Below are 18,259 nucleotides of genomic sequence, written 5' to 3'. Positions count from 1 at the left end.
TGCAAAATTCTTACACGCAGTTTAAACAGACAACTTTGGTGCGTAAGTTTTAACTTAAGATTGGGGTAGATTTTGTAGCGTTTGTGTATTAAAAATGTAATTAAAAAATACTATTTATGCGTCGTGCCTCTGGATGTTTATTTGGGTTAGCCTTTGGTGATGCCTTAGGCGCTGCTACAGAATTTTTAAATGTGGAAGAAATTCGTCGTCGCTTTCCGCCAAATGGGCCGCAAGAAATTGTCGGCAATCCCGCACGCGTAACCGACGATACACAAATGACATTAGCTTTAGGGCAAGCCCTGGTTGAAGTTGGTGTCGAAAACTTGAGTGTAGTTAGTTTAGAACCTGTTCTCAGACGCACTTTTGTTGAGTGGTTACACAGTCCAGACAATAATCGCGCTCCGGGGATGACTTGCTTACAGGCTTGTGAATATTTGGAAGCAGGTTTGCCTTGGCAGCAAGCAACTAGGCCAAACTCCAAAGGGTGTGGTGCAAATATGCGTGTCGTACCTGCGGGTTTGTTGCCCACAGATGATGCAACGCGTGCTGCGGTGGCTCAATTCCAAGCAGCCTTAACTCACAGTCATCCTACTGCCCTCGCAGCTTCCGATTTAACAGCATCAGCCATTACTTACCTTGTCAAGGGTGGTGAACCACAAAAATTACCGACTCAACTCCGCAACTATGCTCTCAGTCAGCGCTCAGTTTATCATACCGATTGGCTAGGTTATTTATGGCAGCGCCCAGGCATTGATACACCAGAAGAATTTATTAGTCGTGGCTGGGATGAGTGTTTAGAGGTACTTGACCGTCTTGATAAGGCATTAATCAACTCTAACCGCGACATTGACCCTTGTTTGGCAATAGGTGAAGGTTGGGTAGCAGAAGAAGCTTTTGCTACAGGTTTATTATGCTTTTTGTTATTTCTAGAGGAACCATTAGCTGCATTGCAACGCGCTGCAACTACATCTGGTGATTCTGACTCTATTGCTTGTTTGGCAGGTGCTTTTGCTGGGGCGTATTTAGGTATGGCTGCATGGCCAAAAGATTGGCTAGTTCGCATTGAATACCGCGACCAATTGGCGGCCTTGGGAAAAGTTTGGGATTAACAGTTATAGCAGAAGGCAGGAGGCAGAAGGCAGAAGGAAAAGTCTGACTATACTTGGCATTTAAGCTTTCAAGTTGTCATAACATATCCGACTACTGCTATGTTAATTATTTTTGAACAACCAGATACCCGACTTTTTTAAAAAAGTCGGGTATCTGAGCATATCGAGTTTTACAATCCAAAATTTTATTACCTGACAGAAAAAGCTTCACTAAATCTGCGAGTTACAGGTTCGACGATGAAAGTTAAAATTGATTTTTTGCGCGTGACGATTTCTCCTGTAGCAACCATTCCTGGCGTAAATACGACTTCTTTACCTCGCACATTTAAAGAATGTTTATTCATTTGAATTCTGGTGGGAAAAACTAACCCTAATTCTTTATCAACTACGGCATTGGGGCTAACTTGTGCCACTGTGCCAGCAATTGTGCCGAATTCTTGGAAAGGAAAAGTAGCCATTTTCACTTTTACTTTCATACCTGTACGAATGAAACCAATATCGCGGTTGAGAACTTTTACTTCTAGTTGTAATTCTTCGCCATCCGGCAAGATGGAAAGTAATTCTTCCCCTGCTTGTACAGGGCCTTTGGTTGCCTTAATTCTGTAGATTGTGCCAGCAACCGGAGCTTTGATGGTTTCACCATCTTGTTGCTTTTGCGCCTGAGCTAATTGACCGGAAACGGTGGTTAATTCTTCTTTCCGCTTATTCATCTGAGTCAAAATTTCGCTTTGACGCTCAGATGATAAACGTTGTAATTGATTACGTGAGGCTTGAAAAGCTGCTTCAGCTTGGCGGATTTCTTGTGCTTGGGCGGCAATATCTTTTGTTAAAGATAAAACGCGATCTTGTGATTCTGCAACTTTATTGTTGGCGTTAGTCACTTCATCTTCTGAGCGGGTGACATCTGTATTGGCACGATTTAATCTTTCTTGCGCTTCTAAGTAATCAACTCTGGGGACAGCGCCAGGAGTAATCAAGGTACGAAGTTTTACTTCTCGATTTTGGGCGATCGCTAATGCTTCTTTGACTCTCTCGCGGATACTTTTAGCATTAGCTAAGTTAGCTTGGGAATTCACTAAGGCACTTTTGGCAGTATCTAAATTTTCTCGCAAGCGAGCCAATCGCACTTTTGCTTGGTTGAGGAGGGCGCGTTGACGATTGGTTTCGGCTTCTGCGGCTGATTGACGCGCTTGATAATCGCCTAAACGCGCAGTTAAAAGTTCATCTTGGAGTGTCTCTCCAGTGCTTTTACCGCCGATGCGTTCTACATCCAAACGCTCTAAGTCATCTTTAATCAACTTGCTAGATTCTGAAAGGCGGTTCACGTCTGTTTTTTGGAAATCGGGATCACGTTGAATTAACACTTGATTTTTGGTAACGCGATCGCCTTCACTGACTTTCACTGCCAGAATCATCCCATTACCCAGAGATGTTAAAGGCCTAACTTGAGTTGAAGCAATTAATTCCCCTTGGGCGATCGCTACTTCATCGATTTCTGAGAAATGCGCCCAGGCGATCGTGCCAAATAAAGCTACACTGATGGTTCCGGCTAACAATCTGGTGTAAAGTGGAGGCAATTCTTGGACTGCCTTACCTAATTCATAAGACAGTTGATCCTCTGGCTTGGCGAATCGCTGTTTTGTTTGACGCGCTTGAGCAGCATTGGCAACTAGGGGAAAAGTCATAAAATTTTAATGTTATTTGTTCTTTGTCAATTGTCCTTAGTCATTAGTCCTGTGTCCGGATGCTAATAACCAAGAAATAATCTTTACTTCAAACTGCTAAATAGCGTCGGATAAAACTTTCCAAGGTTTCCAATTGAAAATTGAAAATCCTCTCTAGGTTAGCTATTTCCTCTTTTTTACAGAAAAATTCATTAGATAGCAATGTCTGATAAGTCCCCAAGGCTATTTGTGTTTGCGGATTTAACAAACCGATAATATTTCTTAACCCATCAAGTACAAATACTGGCGGGTTAATGACTATCGGCTGTTTGTTAAAAATCCGACCAAATATCCGGGGAATATCTTCCCGTTGCAAAATTTCTGGCCCCCCAACTGGCAATATTTGGTTACGCGCCTCTGGAACTTTTACAGCATCTACGATCATTTTTGCTAAGTCATCTGTACTCACAATTGAGCTACGGTTGTGGCGATCGCCAATTAGTAAATATAACCCTGTTTCTCGAAACTGTTCTGCCAATGGCAACAAATTCGATGCTAGTCCAGTTGGACGGAAAATTGTGTAATTTAAGCCACTATCGATCAAATATCGTTCTACTGCACGTTTGGCTTTAAATACAGGCGCATCTTCATAGCCGCGATCAGATCCCAACACAGAGACAAAGACAAAATGCTTGACTTGATTAGCTTTTGCTTGGTCAATCAGTTCTATATTGGCGCGGTAGTCTAGGGATAAAGCATCACTATCAGAACCGTGGGCGCTGATAATATATTTGACACCTTGACTAGCTTTTTCTATATCTCTGGCTTGGCGCAAATCACCGATGAAGATTTCTGCACCTCGGTGTTCTAACTCACTGTAACGCGAGGTAAGTCGCACAAATGCCCTTACTGATTGTTTCTGCTGGCGTAGCAGTCGCACAACACGACGACCAATTCCCCCCGTTGCTCCTGTTACTAAAAACATATAAATACCTAAAATTAATATACTTAGATTCCACTGATGGATTTTTGAACGTCAAGTATGAGCATATTTGTATATTAACTAGGACTTACGCAGAGAGAGAATAAATCATCGATTTTAGCGATCGCTCATTTACTCAGTAATAAATTAACTTAATTTTGTATTATTTGCAACTAGAATTCTTTTAGAACACCTTTGGCTAAAATAATTAAATAGATTACTCAGAGGATAATGCCAGCCAAAGATGTTTACCATGACGCAGTTAAGAATGCTTTAATTAAAGACGGTTGGAGCATTTTAGCTGATCCTTATAAAATCAAATATAAGGATACTGAATTATTTGCTGATTTAGCAGCAGAAAGACCTATTGCAGCTGAACATAATGGACGCAAAATTATTGTCGAAATTAAAAGTTTTTTAAGCCCCTCACCAATGCGAGACTTTGAGCTTGCTTTAGGACAATATATTTTATATCGAAATTTAATTAATCTGACTGAACCAGAATATCAAGTTTATTTAGCGATTAAAGATAGTATTTACGAAAACTTTTTTCAACGGGAGTCGATTTAAGATATAACTAAAATAAATCAAGTACTTGTGATCGTTGTTGATATGGAACAGGAAGAAATTTTACAATGGATAAATTAGAAAAATATCGGAATAATATTAAAAAAATATTAACAGAATATCACGAATGGGTTTCTGGTTCAGCCAATTTAGCACAAGAAAGTTGTCTTGCATTTGACGAGATACATGATCAATATTTTTGGCTGTTGATGGGTTGGGAAGGAAAGAAAAAAATCAGAAATATTCAAGTTCACATTCGCATTAAAAATAACAAGATTTATATTGAAGAAGATTGGACAGAAGAAGGAATTGCTACTGAGCTATTGAGGGAAGATGTACCAAAAGAGGATATTGTTTTAGCTTTTTATGATCTAGAAACTCGCAAGTTAACTGATTTTGCTGTTGCTTAAATTACAGTCAGGTTGAGTCGAGTGTGTTAGCGATCGCTCATTTACTTTTTAGGATTGTAATTATTTTTTGTATTATTTATAGTTTTTATCGCATCGTCTTTAGATGATGTCTGAAAAGTATTAAATCTTGTGCTTGATCCCCCCTATCCCCCCTTGAAAAAGCAGGGCTGTTTCATTCTAAAAAGGAAAAAAGTAATTTAATATCATGGGCGCAATGTCGTATTGCTTTTGTGAGGGAGTCAAAACCATGATTACGCAAGAGGTTAATCACAAAACTACGAATAATCGAGAAATTAGCAGCAGCATAGCCATCAACCATTTGGGCAGAGTCTTCATCAAAAACAACATCTTTGACCCAATGAAGACGATTTTCCACACCCCAGTGACCACGAATACCTTGAGCAAAATCGGATGAGGGAATGGTGAGTGAACTAATGTAGTAGGCTATTTGTTGATAAGGTTTACCAGTACGAGTACCAACTCGTTCGACTTGAATAATCGACTTTAAACCCACCCAATCAGTGGAAATATTGTTCAAGTTGTCAAAGACACAAACACGACGTTGAGTAAAGCGACCACTCCTTCGTTCCAAATCAGTATGTATAGTTGTGGGCTGTGAGTGCTGCATATTTTGTTGGAGTTGGTGATAAAGTTTGGGCTGATTAGCTTTAACGGCAATCACGTAATGATTGCCACTGTGGATGATTTGCTCAACTGTTTTTTTTGACAATGAAGTGCATCAAAACTAAACACTACGCCCTTTAAATCCAAGATGGCAATTAAGTTTTGAACTGTAGCAATTTCACTGGTCTGCTTATTGTCCATCGTTTGTAACCCAACAACTTGACCTTGGTGACTACTAAATATCGATACCACGCTGATAAATTTTTGATAAGCACTACTGTAGTCTTGGACTGTTGCTTTAATACTTTTACCATCAGTTGCTAACCATTCTAATTCGCTCAATTCGACGTACTGATTTGCCCATTCATTAAATACCTGTGTCAATTCCTCAAAATTCACACGCATCATCACACGGCGATTTGTCGAGTACGATGGCACTCTATCTTTTGGTATCTCTAGTATTTCGATTAATGTTTTTTCATGCCGCTTGACGAAATCTCCTAAACCTCTATAACCTACACAACCACTCATTGTTCCCATGATCACCAACACCAGTACCAGCCATAATGGGTGTCTTTGTCCTTGCTTTGTACGGAAATCTTTGACGAGCTTCAGTTGCGTAATTAAGCTGACTGCCATCACTACTCTTCAACAATACACTGACTCTCCGATTCAACCATTTTTCTTCTCAGAATGAAACAGCCCTGCTTGAAAAAGGGGGGATTTAGGGGGATCTACAAGTCTCAAATACAACACCAAAAAGTTTTCAGACATCCTCTTAGTATCAACGTAACATTCAGTGGGGTGGCAAGCCTTAAAGGTTGCATTAAAAAATTGATTTTATCCGCGCTCCCAAGCAAATATGAAAAAGCTCCATGATGACGCGCATCTTGGCTTACTCTAAAAACCTGGGATATCAAACAATACGGTTCAGTTAAGGTTAAGAGAGTTGATTTGTCAATTTCTGCTTACCTATCAGACAATAAGCAAGATTTGGGGGATTCTCCCCCAAGCCCCCTCCAAAATAATTATTTCGTTTTTTGTTGAATAATTATTTGTTGGTTTTCTTGTGATTTAGTTTTCTTATCTGAACTGTATTGGGATATCAAACGGTTTCTATAAAAAGCCAGGATTTTGGCTCTCACAAATAATCAGGACTTACAGAGCTTTGTGCGTAAGTCCTGATTATTTGGGATTGCTGTAATTTTAACTAACTTGAATTGCCCATCATCTCTGGTTAAGTTATCCCACAGTTGTAGTTTCTAGTGGGTGTGATGATTGCACCAATTCATACAGTTTGGTTTCAAACTTCTGCATACCTGCTGACCAATCAAAGTCCTGAATTGAGGTACGCGCTTGGCTCGTCATGGCTGCTTTGAGTTCTGGATTTTCTAGGATGTTAATGACTTGGTGAGCCAAATCTATAGGATTATTTGATTCACTTAAGAAACCGTTAATTCCCGGAAAAACCTGTTCTAAATTCCCGCCAGAGTTGGCTGCAACTAAAGGAGTTCCTGATGCTAAAGCTTCCATATTAGTTGTACAGAAATTCTCGGTAACAGAGGGATTGACAAATATATCGGCGCGTGCGAACCAACCAAATAGTTCTTTCCCGTGAGATTCTCCCCATACGGTAATTCCATGAGGAAATTTTTCTGCGCGTTTGCGGATTTCTTGATCTAGCGGGCCGCTACCAATAATCACTAAATGCACATCAGGAACTTTAGCTGCAATTAGAGGAAAAGCATCTATGAGTTGAGTAACGTTCTTTTCGGCGGTAATCCGTCCGACAAACAACAATGTTGGTCGATTGTCTTCAGGAATTGGGTTGTGAATGATATTCCGAGGGTGAAATTTTTCGCTGTCTATACCTTGATAGGGGACATATTCACTACGCTGACATTTGAGATTTTTGTATTTATTCAGCAGTTCTCTAGAGGGGAATAGATTGACATCATAAGCTTCACTAAACTGCTTGGTAAGGAATGGAATAATGAGACTAATCAAACTAAAGAATTGATTGCCTAAATAATATTTGATGTAGGCAACAATATCTGTATGGAACACCGAAATGATTGGTGTATGAGTTTTTTTCGCATACTCTACACCTACAGGACGACCATACCCTTGTAAAAAGCCTGAATATAATCCCCGCATTTGTGCGGCTTCTTCAACCACAATAATATCGGGTTGAAATTCTGCCAGTAATTTAGTATCACTCCAATGACGATAGTTTAATGGTTGGGGTAGAGACTTATAAAAGATTAACGGCTCTGTGGGAAATGTATAGGAAGAAAAAGCCGGAAATGATTTTAACTCATCTAGCCCTGGCATAGGGCGATCGCTCACATTTTTGGGGTATTGATCATTAATTTCTGGATGGACAAGGAAAACTTGATGTCCTTGTTCTAGTAACCAGCGAACTCTCTGATGGACTGCAACGGAAACTCCTGTCAAGAAAGGAGGGTACAATCCTGTGAACAGCGCAATGCGTAGCTGTTGCTTTTGCATAATTTTAGTTAGTTTGTAAATTTTTGCTGAGAGCTTAATCAGTCAGATTGCTCACACCGAAAAACTTCAATTGAGGATTTACGCATTGCTATAGAGATTCCCTGAATCAATTCTAAATGTAGAATTCTGACTGCTGAATTCTTCTTTAGAGAGAAATTTTGCGATCGCTTGGTTGATCTAGGCTCTGATAAGGACGATATTCTACAAGGCGGATATTCCAAGGGCCTTGAACTTTATAGCTCACACCACGCCAATGGACTGTCGGCATCTGAAATGATGCTAACATTGCTAACCCATAAATCCATTGTGTGAACGGAAGCGCGATCGCAATTTTGCCAATCACAGCTGCTGATAGTTTTGTCACCTGTTGACCTTGAGCGCGAATTTCTGGCTGTACACTCAACTCTAAAAAGAGGATGAGCATTACTAAAGCCAACATATAAATCACATACCAACTAATTGCTAAATTCGCATTATCGCCGTCCCCGATGAATAAGGCCACTAAAAACACCAGCAACAAAAGATTAGGTAGCAAAATTGTGAAAATTACATCCGTAGCTACAGCTATCCATAAAGGGTGGTACAAGCGAGAAGATAACAATTGACGTTGAAACCAGTATCTTAAACTTGGTAAATCGCACTCTTCCCGATTCAACATAATCAAAGAAGGCACAAACGCAACTCTGAGTTTATACTTACCTAAGACACTACGAATCATTGTATCTTCGCCAAAAGCTTTACTCCATTTATCTAGCAGTCCTGTTTGGTGTAGTACGGAGGTTTTGATAGCCAATGTTCCCCCCCAAGGAATGCCATAGAGAAACATTTGCACGAGTGCAGAGACGTTCCAGATATAGCGTACCAATGTACCCCAATACCGACCTGTGGGGATATACCAACGATTACCTGTTGTTGCGCCTATTTTGGGGTTATGGAGAGGGGTAACTAATTCCCGTAACCAATTGGGATGCACGACGGTATCAGCATCAACTAAAGCCACCACCTTATATGAATCATCTAGTTCTGAGACAGCTTGAATCAGAGAACTACATTTGAGACTGCAACTATTGCGGACTATATTGAGTGGTTTGATTTCTACGTTAGTTGCACCTAGTTCATTAATAGTATTGTGGGCTATTTGCCATGCAGGATCTTGAACACTATCAACAACCAACTTTAAATCATACTGAGGGTAATTCTGATGAACTAGCGATCGCAAACAATTAGGTAAAAATGGATCAGCACCACGAAGGCAAAGAATCACTGCCGTTTTGGGAAGTTCTTCGTCTAGTAACGGGTTTTGTGGTCTAGAAGTTAGACTCCACAACAACGTCAACACAGAACACACTTGAAGAGCTAACCAACCCAACAAACATCTAGACAAGAAGATGATCAATTCATTCATTTTTGATAAACTCTACGCAATTGAATCTAAAAGAAGAGTTATAAATAGCTCTTACAATCCAGCAAAATAAATAGTCAACTGATACAGGATTTACACAAAGTTTGTCAGACAATTTGAGATTTTGCGAAAAAAGGAAATATTTGGCAGAAAAATTTGAGATTAGTAGGCTGCAAATCCCCGATTTCTATGAGAAGCCGGGGATCTAGTTATTTATTCACGAATGATTTTTTTCTAGCCTCTATTCACTCACAGAGAGATTTTGCTATCTACTGGTTGATCCAAAAAATCATACGCTTGATATTCAACTAAGCGGATATTCCAAGGGCCTTTGACACGATAAGTCGCACCCCGCCATTTAATTGTTGATCTCAACAAAGAAGAAAGCATAGCTAAACCATATACCCATTGTGTTAATGGAATAGCAATCAACATTTTTAAGATTGTGCCAACTGATAATTTTGTCGCAGGCTGACCTTGAGCTAAAATTACTGGTTTAACTCCTATCTCTAGTGTCAGCATGAGTAAAAGTAGCCCAAAAGTGTAGATGCTATAAGAGCGAAATAATAAAGCTGTCATTTGCCATTGTTCATTCCACAACGACACCAGCAGTAACACAATAGTTGTAGTGGGAAATAAAATGCTAGAAATTACATCACCAACTATAGCTATCCATTGAGGATGATAAAGTCGAGAGTACAAAAATAGCCGCTTGAGATGATCGATTAAGCCTAATAAATCTGACTCTTCACGATTGAGCATCATTAAAGAAGGCACAAACTTGATTTGCATCCCATGTTTTTTGAGAACTTTATGCATCATCAAGTCTTCATTCAAGACTTTTCCCCACATATCTAGCATTCCTGTGTGGCGTAGTACTTCTGTTTTGATTGCTAAAGTACCACCCCAAGGAATACCAAATAAGAACATCTGCACAACTGTAGACACATTACCTGAGTAGCGAACTAAAGAACCCCAATACTTACCAGTTGGGATGTACCAACGATTACCAGTTGTCGCCCCGACTTTGGGATTTGCTAGAGGGCTGACTAATTCTCGTAACCAGTTAGGATGAACTACTGTATCAGCATCGACGAAAGCGACAACTTCGTAAGTATCATCTAATTCGGCAAAAACTTGCAAAAGGGCGCTGCATTTTAAGCTGCAATTGTGGCGAATTACCCTTAAATAGTTGATTTCAACGTTAGTTGCGCCTAGCTGATTGATAGTATCGTGGGCAATTTGCCACGCTGGATCTATTTGACTATCGATGACTAGCTTTAAACTATATTGTGGATAATTTTGAGTTAGAAGCGATCGCAAACATTCCGATAAAAACGGATCGGCTCCACGTAGACACAGAATCACCGCCGTTTTAGGTAACTGCTCATCGGCTAATGAGCTTTTTCGACTGAGGTGCAAGTAAAACAAAAATACAAGTGCTAGACACACCTGAATAGCCAGCCAACTCAGCAAAGACTTAGACAGGAATATCGTTAAGGCTTCCATGTAATTAGCGGGAAGGGGTTTAGAGGTGCAAGGGTGTAGGGATATCAGGGTGTAGGGGAAGTAAATTCTCCCTATCCCCCTTGTCTCTCTTATGGGTCGAGAGAATACTTCATGACGATATTGATGCTGGTGTTTTTATTGACAACAAAGCTGGCCTCACGAAACTTTGGTGTACCTGTTTGGATCGAAACAGTGGGATTTTTAGATATGCCAAAGCCTTCTTTCGGGATACCAAAAAAATCGGTATTTAATTTGTGATCGCCATTTTGATCGTCAACAATAGCAACAGCATAAGTGCCATGTTTTAATCCAGGGAATTTTTTAGTAACAGAAGTGCCTGTAATTTTAGTGCAGCCACTTTGTATTTCGCTTTTATTACTCATGGGAAAACCTTTTTCCCCTGCGTAAACCCGAAAGCATATATCACCTTTTTGGTGACGAATGTTATTAACTACAATTGTGAGAGTGGCGGTTTGTTCTGCGGTAACGGGTTTAATACAATAAATGCTGACTACAGAAGAAATGAGAAAGTAAGACCAACGTGCAATTTTACGCATGATGATTCATGAAGGAGTAATGTTGGTTGTTTTTAAACGCAAAGTCTCGCTGAGGTTAACGCGGAGTCACGCAGAGTATGAGTTCCAATTTATCGGCGTGCATCTGCGGTTAATTTTCGGTGGGTAAACTTGGTTGAAAGTAGCTACTATGAAGGAATACCCTTAAAGCTATTTCACTAGTTTCTGGATGTCAGTTTTTTGCACCCATTCTGATGTTTTGCGAAAGCCTTCTTCTAAATCAATTTTTGGTTTGTAATCTAACAATGTTTGGGCTTTAGTAATAGAATAAGCGTAGGGTCGAGTCATAAAGTCTACTGATTCTGGCAGAATATCAGCTTTTTTACGAAATAGTTTTTGTCCTTGGCTACGGATTTTGAGAAATAGCTTGATTTCATCTTTTGGGATAGACATCGGCGCTTGTAACCCTTCGGTTGCGGCCAAGCGCATAAAATACTCTTTCCAGGAAGTTTCTTGACCGTCGGTAATATTGAAAACTTCACCGTAAGCTTCTTTTTGGATGGCTAAAAAGATGGCATCAATCAGATTATCTATATATAGATGATTGATCACTCCTTTACCCTCGTTAGCATAAGCAAAGAGCTTTTGTCGCATCATCAAAAGTGGTCTGACTATCCAAGGGATACATCCAGGGCCATAGACATCGCCAGCACGAATTACAATCACACCGAAGTCTGGGGGAGAATTGAGGGGTAAAAGTTCGGCTTCAGCTTCAATTTTGGTCTGACAGTAAGGATTATTGTCACCAGATAAGCGGTCAGATTCTGTGATGTTGTTGGGATAATCAAAGCCATAGACCATCACGCTGGAGAGATGGACAAAAGTTTTTACACCAGCACTTTTGGCGGCTTTGGCTATATTGATAGTACCGCTGACATTGATTTCCCGGAATTCTTTGATGGGGCCAGCTTCTTGGGTCAATTGGGCGGTGTGGAGAACGATATCTACTCCCTGACAAGCTTTCTGAGCAATTTTCGGGTCAGTAATACTGCCGATGATAACTTCTACACCTATATTTTGGGCTATGGTGCGATCGCCTGAACTTTGTAGTCCGCGTACTTTCATTCCCTGCGCTATGGCTAACTCGGCTGCACGCAAGCCGATAAAATCATCAATCCCAGTAATCAGCAGGGTTTTGTTTTGTAGGTTCATCAGGATTTATTATCTTACTAAAGTTTGAATTTCATATAGAAGGTTGAAGGCTAAAGGATGAAAATTATTTCATACTTCATACTAGCCTTCTCCTAAAAGGAGACGCTATGCGAACGGCAAGCTGCTAAGAACATCTACATACTTCTTAGAAAATATCTGCCGGATCAGCAGAACGTAATTTGTTAATTGCCAGTGCGCCGGAAGTGATACACATCAAGACTGCGGAGATAAATACAATCAGAGCATTATTCGCCGTCATCATAATAGGTAATTTTGTAGCTTCCATTGCAAAGTCGTACAAAATGATAGAAGTCAAAAATCCTGGGATATATGAAGAGACTGCCAAGATTAAAGCTTGTTGAAAGACGACACTTAACAAATAAGAATTGGGATAGCCAATGGCTTTTAAAGTGGCATAGGCAATAAATTGAGTCGCAATGTTACTGTAGAGAATTTGGTAAACAATTACTACACCTACCACAGAAGCCATTGTCAACATTAAGTTCAGAATGAAGCCAATTGGTGTTCTGTCCGCCCAATATTGTTTCTCAAAATTTATGAAACCTTCACGTGTAAATACTAGAACATCATTTGGTAAATTGGCTTGCAAATTATCTAAAACTTTTTCTTTATCAGCACCAGGTTTTAAGGTAATCACACCAATATCAATTTTTTCTGCTGGCCGAGTATTTGGATTTATCCGCAGAAAAGTTGAGTCACTGACAATTAAATTACCATCTACACCAAAGGAAGGCCCTAAGCCGAATAATCCTCCAACTCGCACGTTGTAGCCAATTGGGCCATCAAAAGGAAAGATTTCAATTGTTTGTTCAGTATCTCCTTGGTCAAATTTGGCAGCAATTGGCCCAAACTCTGGTCGAGAATTCCGGTCAAATAGCATGACATCAGGAATTTTCAGTTTATCCAAGTTTTGCTCAATTTCTGGGATATTCATCACAGGATTTCCTGGGTCGAAGCCAATCACATATATGGAATATTTCTCCCCAGTGGCAGGATTTTTTAACTTAGCAAATTGTAAGTACATGGGGCTAACAGATTCGACACCTTCAAACCCCAAAGATTGATACAACCGAGTTCGAGAAAAGCTTTGACTAGATGTCAAAGATTTATATTGTGAACTAACTAAAAATAAATCTCCACGTAAGCTTTGATGCACTGCGGTGGCACTAGAATATAGTGCATCTTGAAAGCCTAGCTGAACAAACATCAGCAGCACAATAAAAGCAATCCCAGCTACAGCAACAACAAAACGAATCTTTTGTTGGGCTAACTGTAGCCATGCTAAAGGAATCTTAAAATTCATGGATTCACTGGTTATTTGTTATTTGTCATTGGTCGTTTGTCATTTGTTTGTAGTTATTGACTTTTGACCATTGACTATATCTGAATAGCGACATCCACTTGCAAGTTAGTCAAACGAGCTACTTTTTGGCTATCTGCGGGGTTATCGATGGAGATTTTTACCTCAATAATTCTCCGGTCTGTATCAGATCTCGGATTAAGACTAAAGATGCTTTGTTTATCAACTTGCCAACCAATTTCTTTGACAGTTCCCTGCAATTTTCCAGTAAATGCAGCGCTGCTAATGGTGGCTTTTTGACCTACACGTACTTTTTGAATATCGGTTTGATATACTTCTGCAATTACATACATTTGCGATATCTTACCGATTTCTGCAAAACCGGCGGTGTTAATAACTTCACCCGTTTTAGCGTGAATTTTGAGGATTTTACCGTCAATAGGCGCTTTGATGTAAGTTAAATCTTGGTCTGCTTTAGCTTGTTTAATTGCCGTCACAGCACTCTTAACTTCAGTTTGGGCTGCATCAACATCGACAGAACGCACTTCGCTAATGCTATTGAGTCTGGCTTTCGCTTCTGTTTGTTGGTCTTTGAGGGTGTTTTGTGTACGAGTTAGAGCAGCCTGGGCTTCTGTGAGTTGCTGTTGTGTAGTCTTGAGTTGTAAAGCTTTAGTGTCGGCAACAGAAGCCGCGATCGCACCTTGTTTGTATAATTTCTGATAGCGATCGTTCTCGGTTTGAGCATTATCTACTTCAGCTTGAATGCGGTTAATAGTTGCCTGTTGAGTTGCAACTTCTCCTTTTAATTGAGACGCTAAATTCGCAATGCTCGCTTTTTGCGCGTCGATATCTCCAGATTTAGCACCAGCTTTTACCTGTGCTAATTTAGCTTTGGCAACTTGCAGTTTATCTAAAGACTGTTGCAAAGCTGCTGTAGCACGGGCATAATCTTCTAAATACGCCAATACTTGCCCAGCTTTGACTTCATCCCCTTCTTTAACCAACAATTTCTCAACACGTACACCGTTGATAGAATTCGGTGCAGATAAATAAGTAACTTTACCTTCTGGTTGCAAACGTCCTAAAGCTGTGACTGCAAGTTTAACAGGTACAGGTTTTGGTGGATTTTCCTGAGTTGTTTGCAGAGGAACACGAGAAAATTTTGGTGCAACACTGTAGAAAGTTCCTATACCAGCAGCCGCGATAGTGATAGAAGCTGCTAACATTATTTGCCACCGACTTAGGGGTTTTGTAAACAACTGGCTGTATTTTTTTAGTGCCATATTTTTATTCCAATTTTGCTGTGCCAGAGAAAAGCCTAATACCGTTTTGGATTTGAGATTTTGGATTGGGAATTGCTTTGAGCATCTAGATTCTGCCAATCCATCTATCTGAATCATTTTTTCAATTGGTATAAATGGCTAGAATTGCAGCGATCGCATTATTAAGGCAGAAGAATGAAGCATAAGACTTCAGCCTTTTTTACTAGTGAGTTATCTCGAAATTGCTGTACGCCTTTACACCACCACTTATTACGAATTTTGCGGATAAATTACAGCAGGCGTTGCTCTAAATCTTTCTCAGTTTTATCCTAATTCCTCATCAAATCCAGTATTCTAAAATACGATAGTGCTAACTAAAAAATTTAAATTTCCTCAATTAAAGCGTTCAGGAAAATTGGATAAACTGTGTCCAATTATTGCAAAGTACTTTAATTTTGTCAACCAATTAATATTGCTGAAGTTAGCTTTTAATGACTACCAAGAAAGAAATAGACAAGACGTTACAGGTGACAGTAATCAGAATGATTTTATTTGTTACTAACAATGTGTGACCTGCAATACTTTTAATCTAGTCCAGGAACAAAATTCTCAGTTTTAACTCACTATATAAAATGCTTCATCTTGATTTTGCGTGTTATCTTGGTTGTCTTAACTGAATTTATATAAAAACAGTAATTATGCCTGCAATTTCTGTAAATCAAATTCATATAGGTTCTAATCGCCGTCCTGTCAATGCGAATAAAGTTAATGAGTTAAAAGACTCCATTAAGGCGAATGGTTTATTAAACGCCATCACGGTAGATCAGAATTTGAACTTAATTGCTGGGCTGCATCGGCTCACTGCTTGCAAGCTTTTGGGGCTGGAAGCCATTGAATGCAATGTTGTCAACTATCAAGATGCAGATCAAGCGCGATTAGCAGAAATTGACGAAAACTTGATTCGCAATGAGCTAGAACCCTTAGAACGTTCAGAATTGTGGTTAGAACGCGACCAGATTTTAGAACGGATGGGACTGCGGGCGAAATCGGGAGATAACCAGCATACCTTCAAAGGGGGTGAAATCATTTCACCCCCTCCCAAAAGAACCATCGAATTAGCGAAGGAAGTTGGCTACTCTGAGCGTACCTTTCAGCATGGGAAACAAATTGCGAAAAGTATTCATCCAGATGTCAAGCAGATGATTAAGGGTACACCCTTGGCGGATAGTCCTACAGTACTACTAAAAATCGCCAGGGCTGGTAGTGAAGAACGCACTTTAGCCCAAGAAGCGCAAAAGACTTTGGAGTTAGCCCAACAGCAGGGAGATAAACAAACCACCTCCCAGCAAACCCAATTAATTACTGAAGCCAAGAGAAAGCAAAAAGAGTTACAGATATTAGCTTTTAAAAGTGCTATGGCGGAGCGAGAAGCGAAATTAGCGCTGAAAAAAGTCCAACGCCAAGTAGAACAAGTAATTGAGCAACCCAAAGCTAATCTAGAACCCGTGATTAAACTGGGTGAAGAATGGATGCTGGGGAGACATTTAGTTTATTGTGGCGATACTTACACTTCACAGTTTCGCAATCTGTTACCTTCAGATGCAGCACTGGCGATCGCTACTGTATCCTCTACATGGCAACATAATTATTTAGTAGACGAAGCCAGGGTTGTGGCTGTCCTCCGTGCTGAAGGACAAATTTACGAGTTTTACAAAAATAACAAAATGCCGTTTCAATATGAGTTGTTATTAAATAACCTTTATATAGGCATTTTTTCTCATTATCCAATTGCTAAACCACAATCGCCAATTCAGATAGAAGGTATTGAAGGTGTCGTCAATTACTTAATTAATTTCTACACCAGTCCGAATAATTTTGTGATTGCTCCCTTTATGGGACATGGTGAAGTATTGATTGCCTGTGAAAGATTGGGACGCATCTGTTTTATTGGCGATGAAAGCCCGCAATTAGTTAGTCGTGGTGTCATACGTTGGCAACAATGGACTAGTAAGCCAGCCAAAAAAATGCTGAGTGTTTGATAAATAGAAGGCAGGAAGCAGGAGGAGAATTAAATATTAGTGAGAGCTTAGATACCCGACTTATTTAAAGAAGTCAGGTATCTGGAACACATCTTCTGTAACTGTTTTGGCAGATATTGATTTCAAGCCTGTAAATGTTTGTAATCCGTGAAATGTCATCAAAAGATTGTTTATGATGTACTTTCTAAAGATTTAATTTTTGCTTGATTCATAACTTCTTGATGTTAGTTTTCGCCTTATTTTAAAAATTCATCAAAAAGTTATGCCTGATGATGATGCTCTGTTAAAAAAGCAAGATATATGCCGATGTATTTGTTGCCGACTTATCTACTGAATACTTTGACTTTAGAAATGGCTGAGAAATTAAGCTGTGGTTGGAATAAGAAGCGCGATCGCTCAAATTATCCATTACTAAATATGAGTGATTAAATATACTTATATGCCATGTTTTGTTTAACATTGACATCAGCCAAAAGCCAGATTATTTTCTTAAATTCCCTTGAAGAAATGATTTAGTTTCTGTGAAGTGTGCTATTCTTTTTATTAATTCACCTCTTCAAAGCGGAACGGAAACAGAACACAATTATCGCGCTGGAAGATGAGAAACCTACTATACAAAGTCGCATCACCATCACCTTGTAAATGTTAAGTACTTTTGTCAAATAGCTGAGAAATTCAAAATAGAGGTGATGTTCTTTCGGTAACGAACTTGTCAGCTTTTCTGGGTCGAATTTCGTACAATATATTATCCTGGACGTTGAAACTGGCTATGGCATTTATCAAGATACAGAACGTTGTTATTAATACCAGCTACGTTGCTGCTGTTAAGCTAGATAATCAAACGAGCTTGGGAGAAAAAAGCGTTTCTGTCCTCATAGCTACTCCTAAGTTGCCAGTGTTCCAGTTGGATACAATTACACAAAACCTCTACCATTACGAATGGCTTGAATTCACTGGTCAAGCTGCTAACGCGCTTCAAGATTATTTTACCAGTTTCAACAACGTTATTGACTTGCTACCACAATATCAGGAAAAGTGTGAAGTATGAAGTATGAAGTGTGAAGTATCCAAGACTTCATTCTTAAGTAAGCTGGCGGTAATAAACACCTGACAAATAAACAATGATATTTGT

General features: G+C 39.6%; 15 protein-coding genes and 2 pseudogenes. 7 read left to right on the top strand and 10 right to left on the bottom strand.

Going from position 1 to position 18,259, the window contains the following annotated elements; translation table 11 throughout:
• The first annotated feature begins 116 nt into the window (after positions 1–116).
• Positions 117–1,109 (top strand): ADP-ribosylglycohydrolase family protein, encoded by a 993-nt coding sequence (locus tag IQ244_RS11130; RefSeq protein ID WP_193893532.1) that lies wholly within the window; start codon positions 117–119, stop codon positions 1,107–1,109.
• Positions 1,110–1,297: 188 nt separating this feature from the next.
• Here IQ244_RS11130 and IQ244_RS11125 read toward each other — a convergent pair whose 3' ends face one another.
• The gene (locus tag IQ244_RS11125; protein WP_193893529.1) at positions 1,298–2,794 is read right to left on the bottom strand and encodes an HlyD family efflux transporter periplasmic adaptor subunit; all 1,497 of its coding nucleotides are present in this window, start codon (positions 2,792–2,794) and stop codon (positions 1,298–1,300) included.
• Between the two features lie 88 nt (positions 2,795–2,882).
• A complete protein-coding gene (locus IQ244_RS11120; protein WP_193893527.1) occupies positions 2,883–3,758 on the bottom strand; it encodes an SDR family oxidoreductase in 876 nt (291 codons plus the stop codon).
• Positions 3,759–3,986: 228 nt separating this feature from the next.
• Here IQ244_RS11120 and IQ244_RS11115 point away from each other — a divergent pair.
• Both IQ244_RS11115 and IQ244_RS11110 read left to right on the top strand, forming a co-directional pair.
• Positions 3,987–4,403: pseudogene (locus IQ244_RS11115) on the top strand (XisH family protein).
• Positions 4,391–4,732 (top strand): XisI protein, encoded by a 342-nt coding sequence (locus IQ244_RS11110; protein ID WP_193893525.1) that lies wholly within the window; start codon positions 4,391–4,393, stop codon positions 4,730–4,732. The pseudogene IQ244_RS11115 and the gene IQ244_RS11110 overlap by 13 nt, the downstream one beginning before the upstream one ends.
• Before the next feature lie 172 nt (positions 4,733–4,904).
• On the opposite strand, the pseudogene IQ244_RS32440 reads toward IQ244_RS11110, so the two are convergent.
• The 5 genes and pseudogenes from IQ244_RS32440 to IQ244_RS11080 form a co-directional block, all read right to left on the bottom strand.
• Positions 4,905–5,995: pseudogene (locus IQ244_RS32440) on the bottom strand (ISAs1 family transposase).
• 603 nt (positions 5,996–6,598) lie between these two features.
• Positions 6,599–7,867, bottom strand: a complete 1,269-nt coding sequence (locus IQ244_RS11095; protein WP_193893520.1) for a glycosyltransferase — start codon at positions 7,865–7,867, stop codon at positions 6,599–6,601.
• 145 nt (positions 7,868–8,012) lie between these two features.
• Entirely contained in the window at positions 8,013–9,272 is a 1,260-nt protein-coding gene (locus tag IQ244_RS11090) for a glycosyltransferase (RefSeq protein ID WP_193893518.1), read from the bottom strand.
• A gap of 246 nt (positions 9,273–9,518) precedes the next feature.
• Positions 9,519–10,778, bottom strand: a complete 1,260-nt coding sequence (locus IQ244_RS11085; RefSeq protein WP_193893516.1) for a glycosyltransferase — start codon at positions 10,776–10,778, stop codon at positions 9,519–9,521.
• Between the two features lie 89 nt (positions 10,779–10,867).
• Positions 10,868–11,335: a DUF2141 domain-containing protein gene (locus tag IQ244_RS11080; protein ID WP_193893514.1), complete on the bottom strand. Its 468-nt coding sequence runs from the start codon at positions 11,333–11,335 to the stop codon at positions 10,868–10,870.
• Here IQ244_RS11080 and IQ244_RS32975 point away from each other — a divergent pair.
• Positions 11,334–11,462 carry a hypothetical protein gene (locus IQ244_RS32975; RefSeq protein WP_265578915.1) on the top strand — a complete coding sequence of 43 codons (129 nt, stop codon included), beginning with the start codon at positions 11,334–11,336 and terminating at the stop codon, positions 11,460–11,462. The genes IQ244_RS11080 and IQ244_RS32975 overlap by 2 nt on opposite strands.
• A 41-nt stretch (positions 11,463–11,503) precedes the next feature.
• Here IQ244_RS32975 and IQ244_RS11075 read toward each other — a convergent pair whose 3' ends face one another.
• The 3 genes from IQ244_RS11075 to IQ244_RS11065 all read right to left on the bottom strand — a co-directional run bounded on the left by IQ244_RS11075 (position 11,504) and on the right by IQ244_RS11065 (position 15,109).
• Positions 11,504–12,505, bottom strand: coding sequence for an NAD-dependent epimerase/dehydratase family protein (locus tag IQ244_RS11075; RefSeq protein WP_193893512.1), 1,002 nt, complete (start codon positions 12,503–12,505; stop codon positions 11,504–11,506).
• A gap of 145 nt (positions 12,506–12,650) precedes the next feature.
• The gene (gene devC, locus IQ244_RS11070; RefSeq protein ID WP_193893510.1) at positions 12,651–13,829 is read right to left on the bottom strand and encodes an ABC transporter permease DevC; all 1,179 of its coding nucleotides are present in this window, start codon (positions 13,827–13,829) and stop codon (positions 12,651–12,653) included.
• Between the two features lie 74 nt (positions 13,830–13,903).
• Positions 13,904–15,109, bottom strand: coding sequence for an ABC exporter membrane fusion protein (locus IQ244_RS11065; RefSeq protein ID WP_193893509.1), 1,206 nt, complete (start codon positions 15,107–15,109; stop codon positions 13,904–13,906).
• 677 nt (positions 15,110–15,786) lie between these two features.
• Here IQ244_RS11065 and IQ244_RS11060 point away from each other — a divergent pair.
• The 3 genes from IQ244_RS11060 (at position 15,787) to IQ244_RS11055 (ending at position 18,175) form a co-directional block, all read left to right on the top strand.
• Positions 15,787–17,127 carry a ParB N-terminal domain-containing protein gene (locus IQ244_RS11060; protein WP_193893508.1) on the top strand — a complete coding sequence of 447 codons (1,341 nt, stop codon included), beginning with the start codon at positions 15,787–15,789 and terminating at the stop codon, positions 17,125–17,127.
• A gap of 300 nt (positions 17,128–17,427) precedes the next feature.
• Positions 17,428–17,556 carry a hypothetical protein gene (locus IQ244_RS32970; RefSeq protein WP_265578914.1) on the top strand — a complete coding sequence of 43 codons (129 nt, stop codon included), beginning with the start codon at positions 17,428–17,430 and terminating at the stop codon, positions 17,554–17,556.
• A 340-nt stretch (positions 17,557–17,896) separates the two neighbouring features.
• Positions 17,897–18,175, top strand: coding sequence for a hypothetical protein (locus IQ244_RS11055; RefSeq protein ID WP_193893507.1), 279 nt, complete (start codon positions 17,897–17,899; stop codon positions 18,173–18,175).
• The last annotated feature ends 84 nt before the right edge of the window (positions 18,176–18,259 follow it).

This window comes from Nostoc sp. LEGE 06077 (assembly GCF_015207705.1).
In the GTDB taxonomy this organism is placed as follows: Bacteria; Cyanobacteriota; Cyanobacteriia; order Cyanobacteriales; family Nostocaceae; genus Nostoc_B.
The sequence above is the reverse complement of the archived record's forward strand: the minus strand, read 5'-3'. Positions and strand labels throughout refer to the sequence as shown.

What these genes read in the sequence shown, in the direction of transcription:
- IQ244_RS11130 (WP_193893532.1), top strand. Translation starts at nt 117, where the DNA reads ATGCGTCGTGCCTCTGGATGTTTATTTGGGTTAGCCTTTGGTGATGCC.
- IQ244_RS11125 (WP_193893529.1), bottom strand. Translation starts at nt 2,794, where the DNA reads ATGACTTTTCCCCTAGTTGCCAATGCTGCTCAAGCGCGTCAAACAAAA.
- IQ244_RS11120 (WP_193893527.1), bottom strand. Translation starts at nt 3,758, where the DNA reads ATGTTTTTAGTAACAGGAGCAACGGGGGGAATTGGTCGTCGTGTTGTG.
- IQ244_RS11110 (WP_193893525.1), top strand. Translation starts at nt 4,391, where the DNA reads ATGGATAAATTAGAAAAATATCGGAATAATATTAAAAAAATATTAACA.
- IQ244_RS11095 (WP_193893520.1), bottom strand. Translation starts at nt 7,867, where the DNA reads ATGCAAAAGCAACAGCTACGCATTGCGCTGTTCACAGGATTGTACCCT.
- IQ244_RS11090 (WP_193893518.1), bottom strand. Translation starts at nt 9,272, where the DNA reads ATGAATGAATTGATCATCTTCTTGTCTAGATGTTTGTTGGGTTGGTTA.
- IQ244_RS11085 (WP_193893516.1), bottom strand. Translation starts at nt 10,778, where the DNA reads ATGGAAGCCTTAACGATATTCCTGTCTAAGTCTTTGCTGAGTTGGCTG.
- IQ244_RS32975 (WP_265578915.1), top strand. Translation starts at nt 11,334, where the DNA reads ATGATGATTCATGAAGGAGTAATGTTGGTTGTTTTTAAACGCAAAGTC.
- IQ244_RS11080 (WP_193893514.1), bottom strand. Translation starts at nt 11,335, where the DNA reads ATGCGTAAAATTGCACGTTGGTCTTACTTTCTCATTTCTTCTGTAGTC.
- IQ244_RS11075 (WP_193893512.1), bottom strand. Translation starts at nt 12,505, where the DNA reads ATGAACCTACAAAACAAAACCCTGCTGATTACTGGGATTGATGATTTT.
- devC (WP_193893510.1), bottom strand. Translation starts at nt 13,829, where the DNA reads ATGAATTTTAAGATTCCTTTAGCATGGCTACAGTTAGCCCAACAAAAG.
- IQ244_RS11065 (WP_193893509.1), bottom strand. Translation starts at nt 15,109, where the DNA reads ATGGCACTAAAAAAATACAGCCAGTTGTTTACAAAACCCCTAAGTCGG.
- IQ244_RS11060 (WP_193893508.1), top strand. Translation starts at nt 15,787, where the DNA reads ATGCCTGCAATTTCTGTAAATCAAATTCATATAGGTTCTAATCGCCGT.
- IQ244_RS32970 (WP_265578914.1), top strand. Translation starts at nt 17,428, where the DNA reads ATGCCGATGTATTTGTTGCCGACTTATCTACTGAATACTTTGACTTTA.
- IQ244_RS11055 (WP_193893507.1), top strand. Translation starts at nt 17,897, where the DNA reads ATGGCATTTATCAAGATACAGAACGTTGTTATTAATACCAGCTACGTT.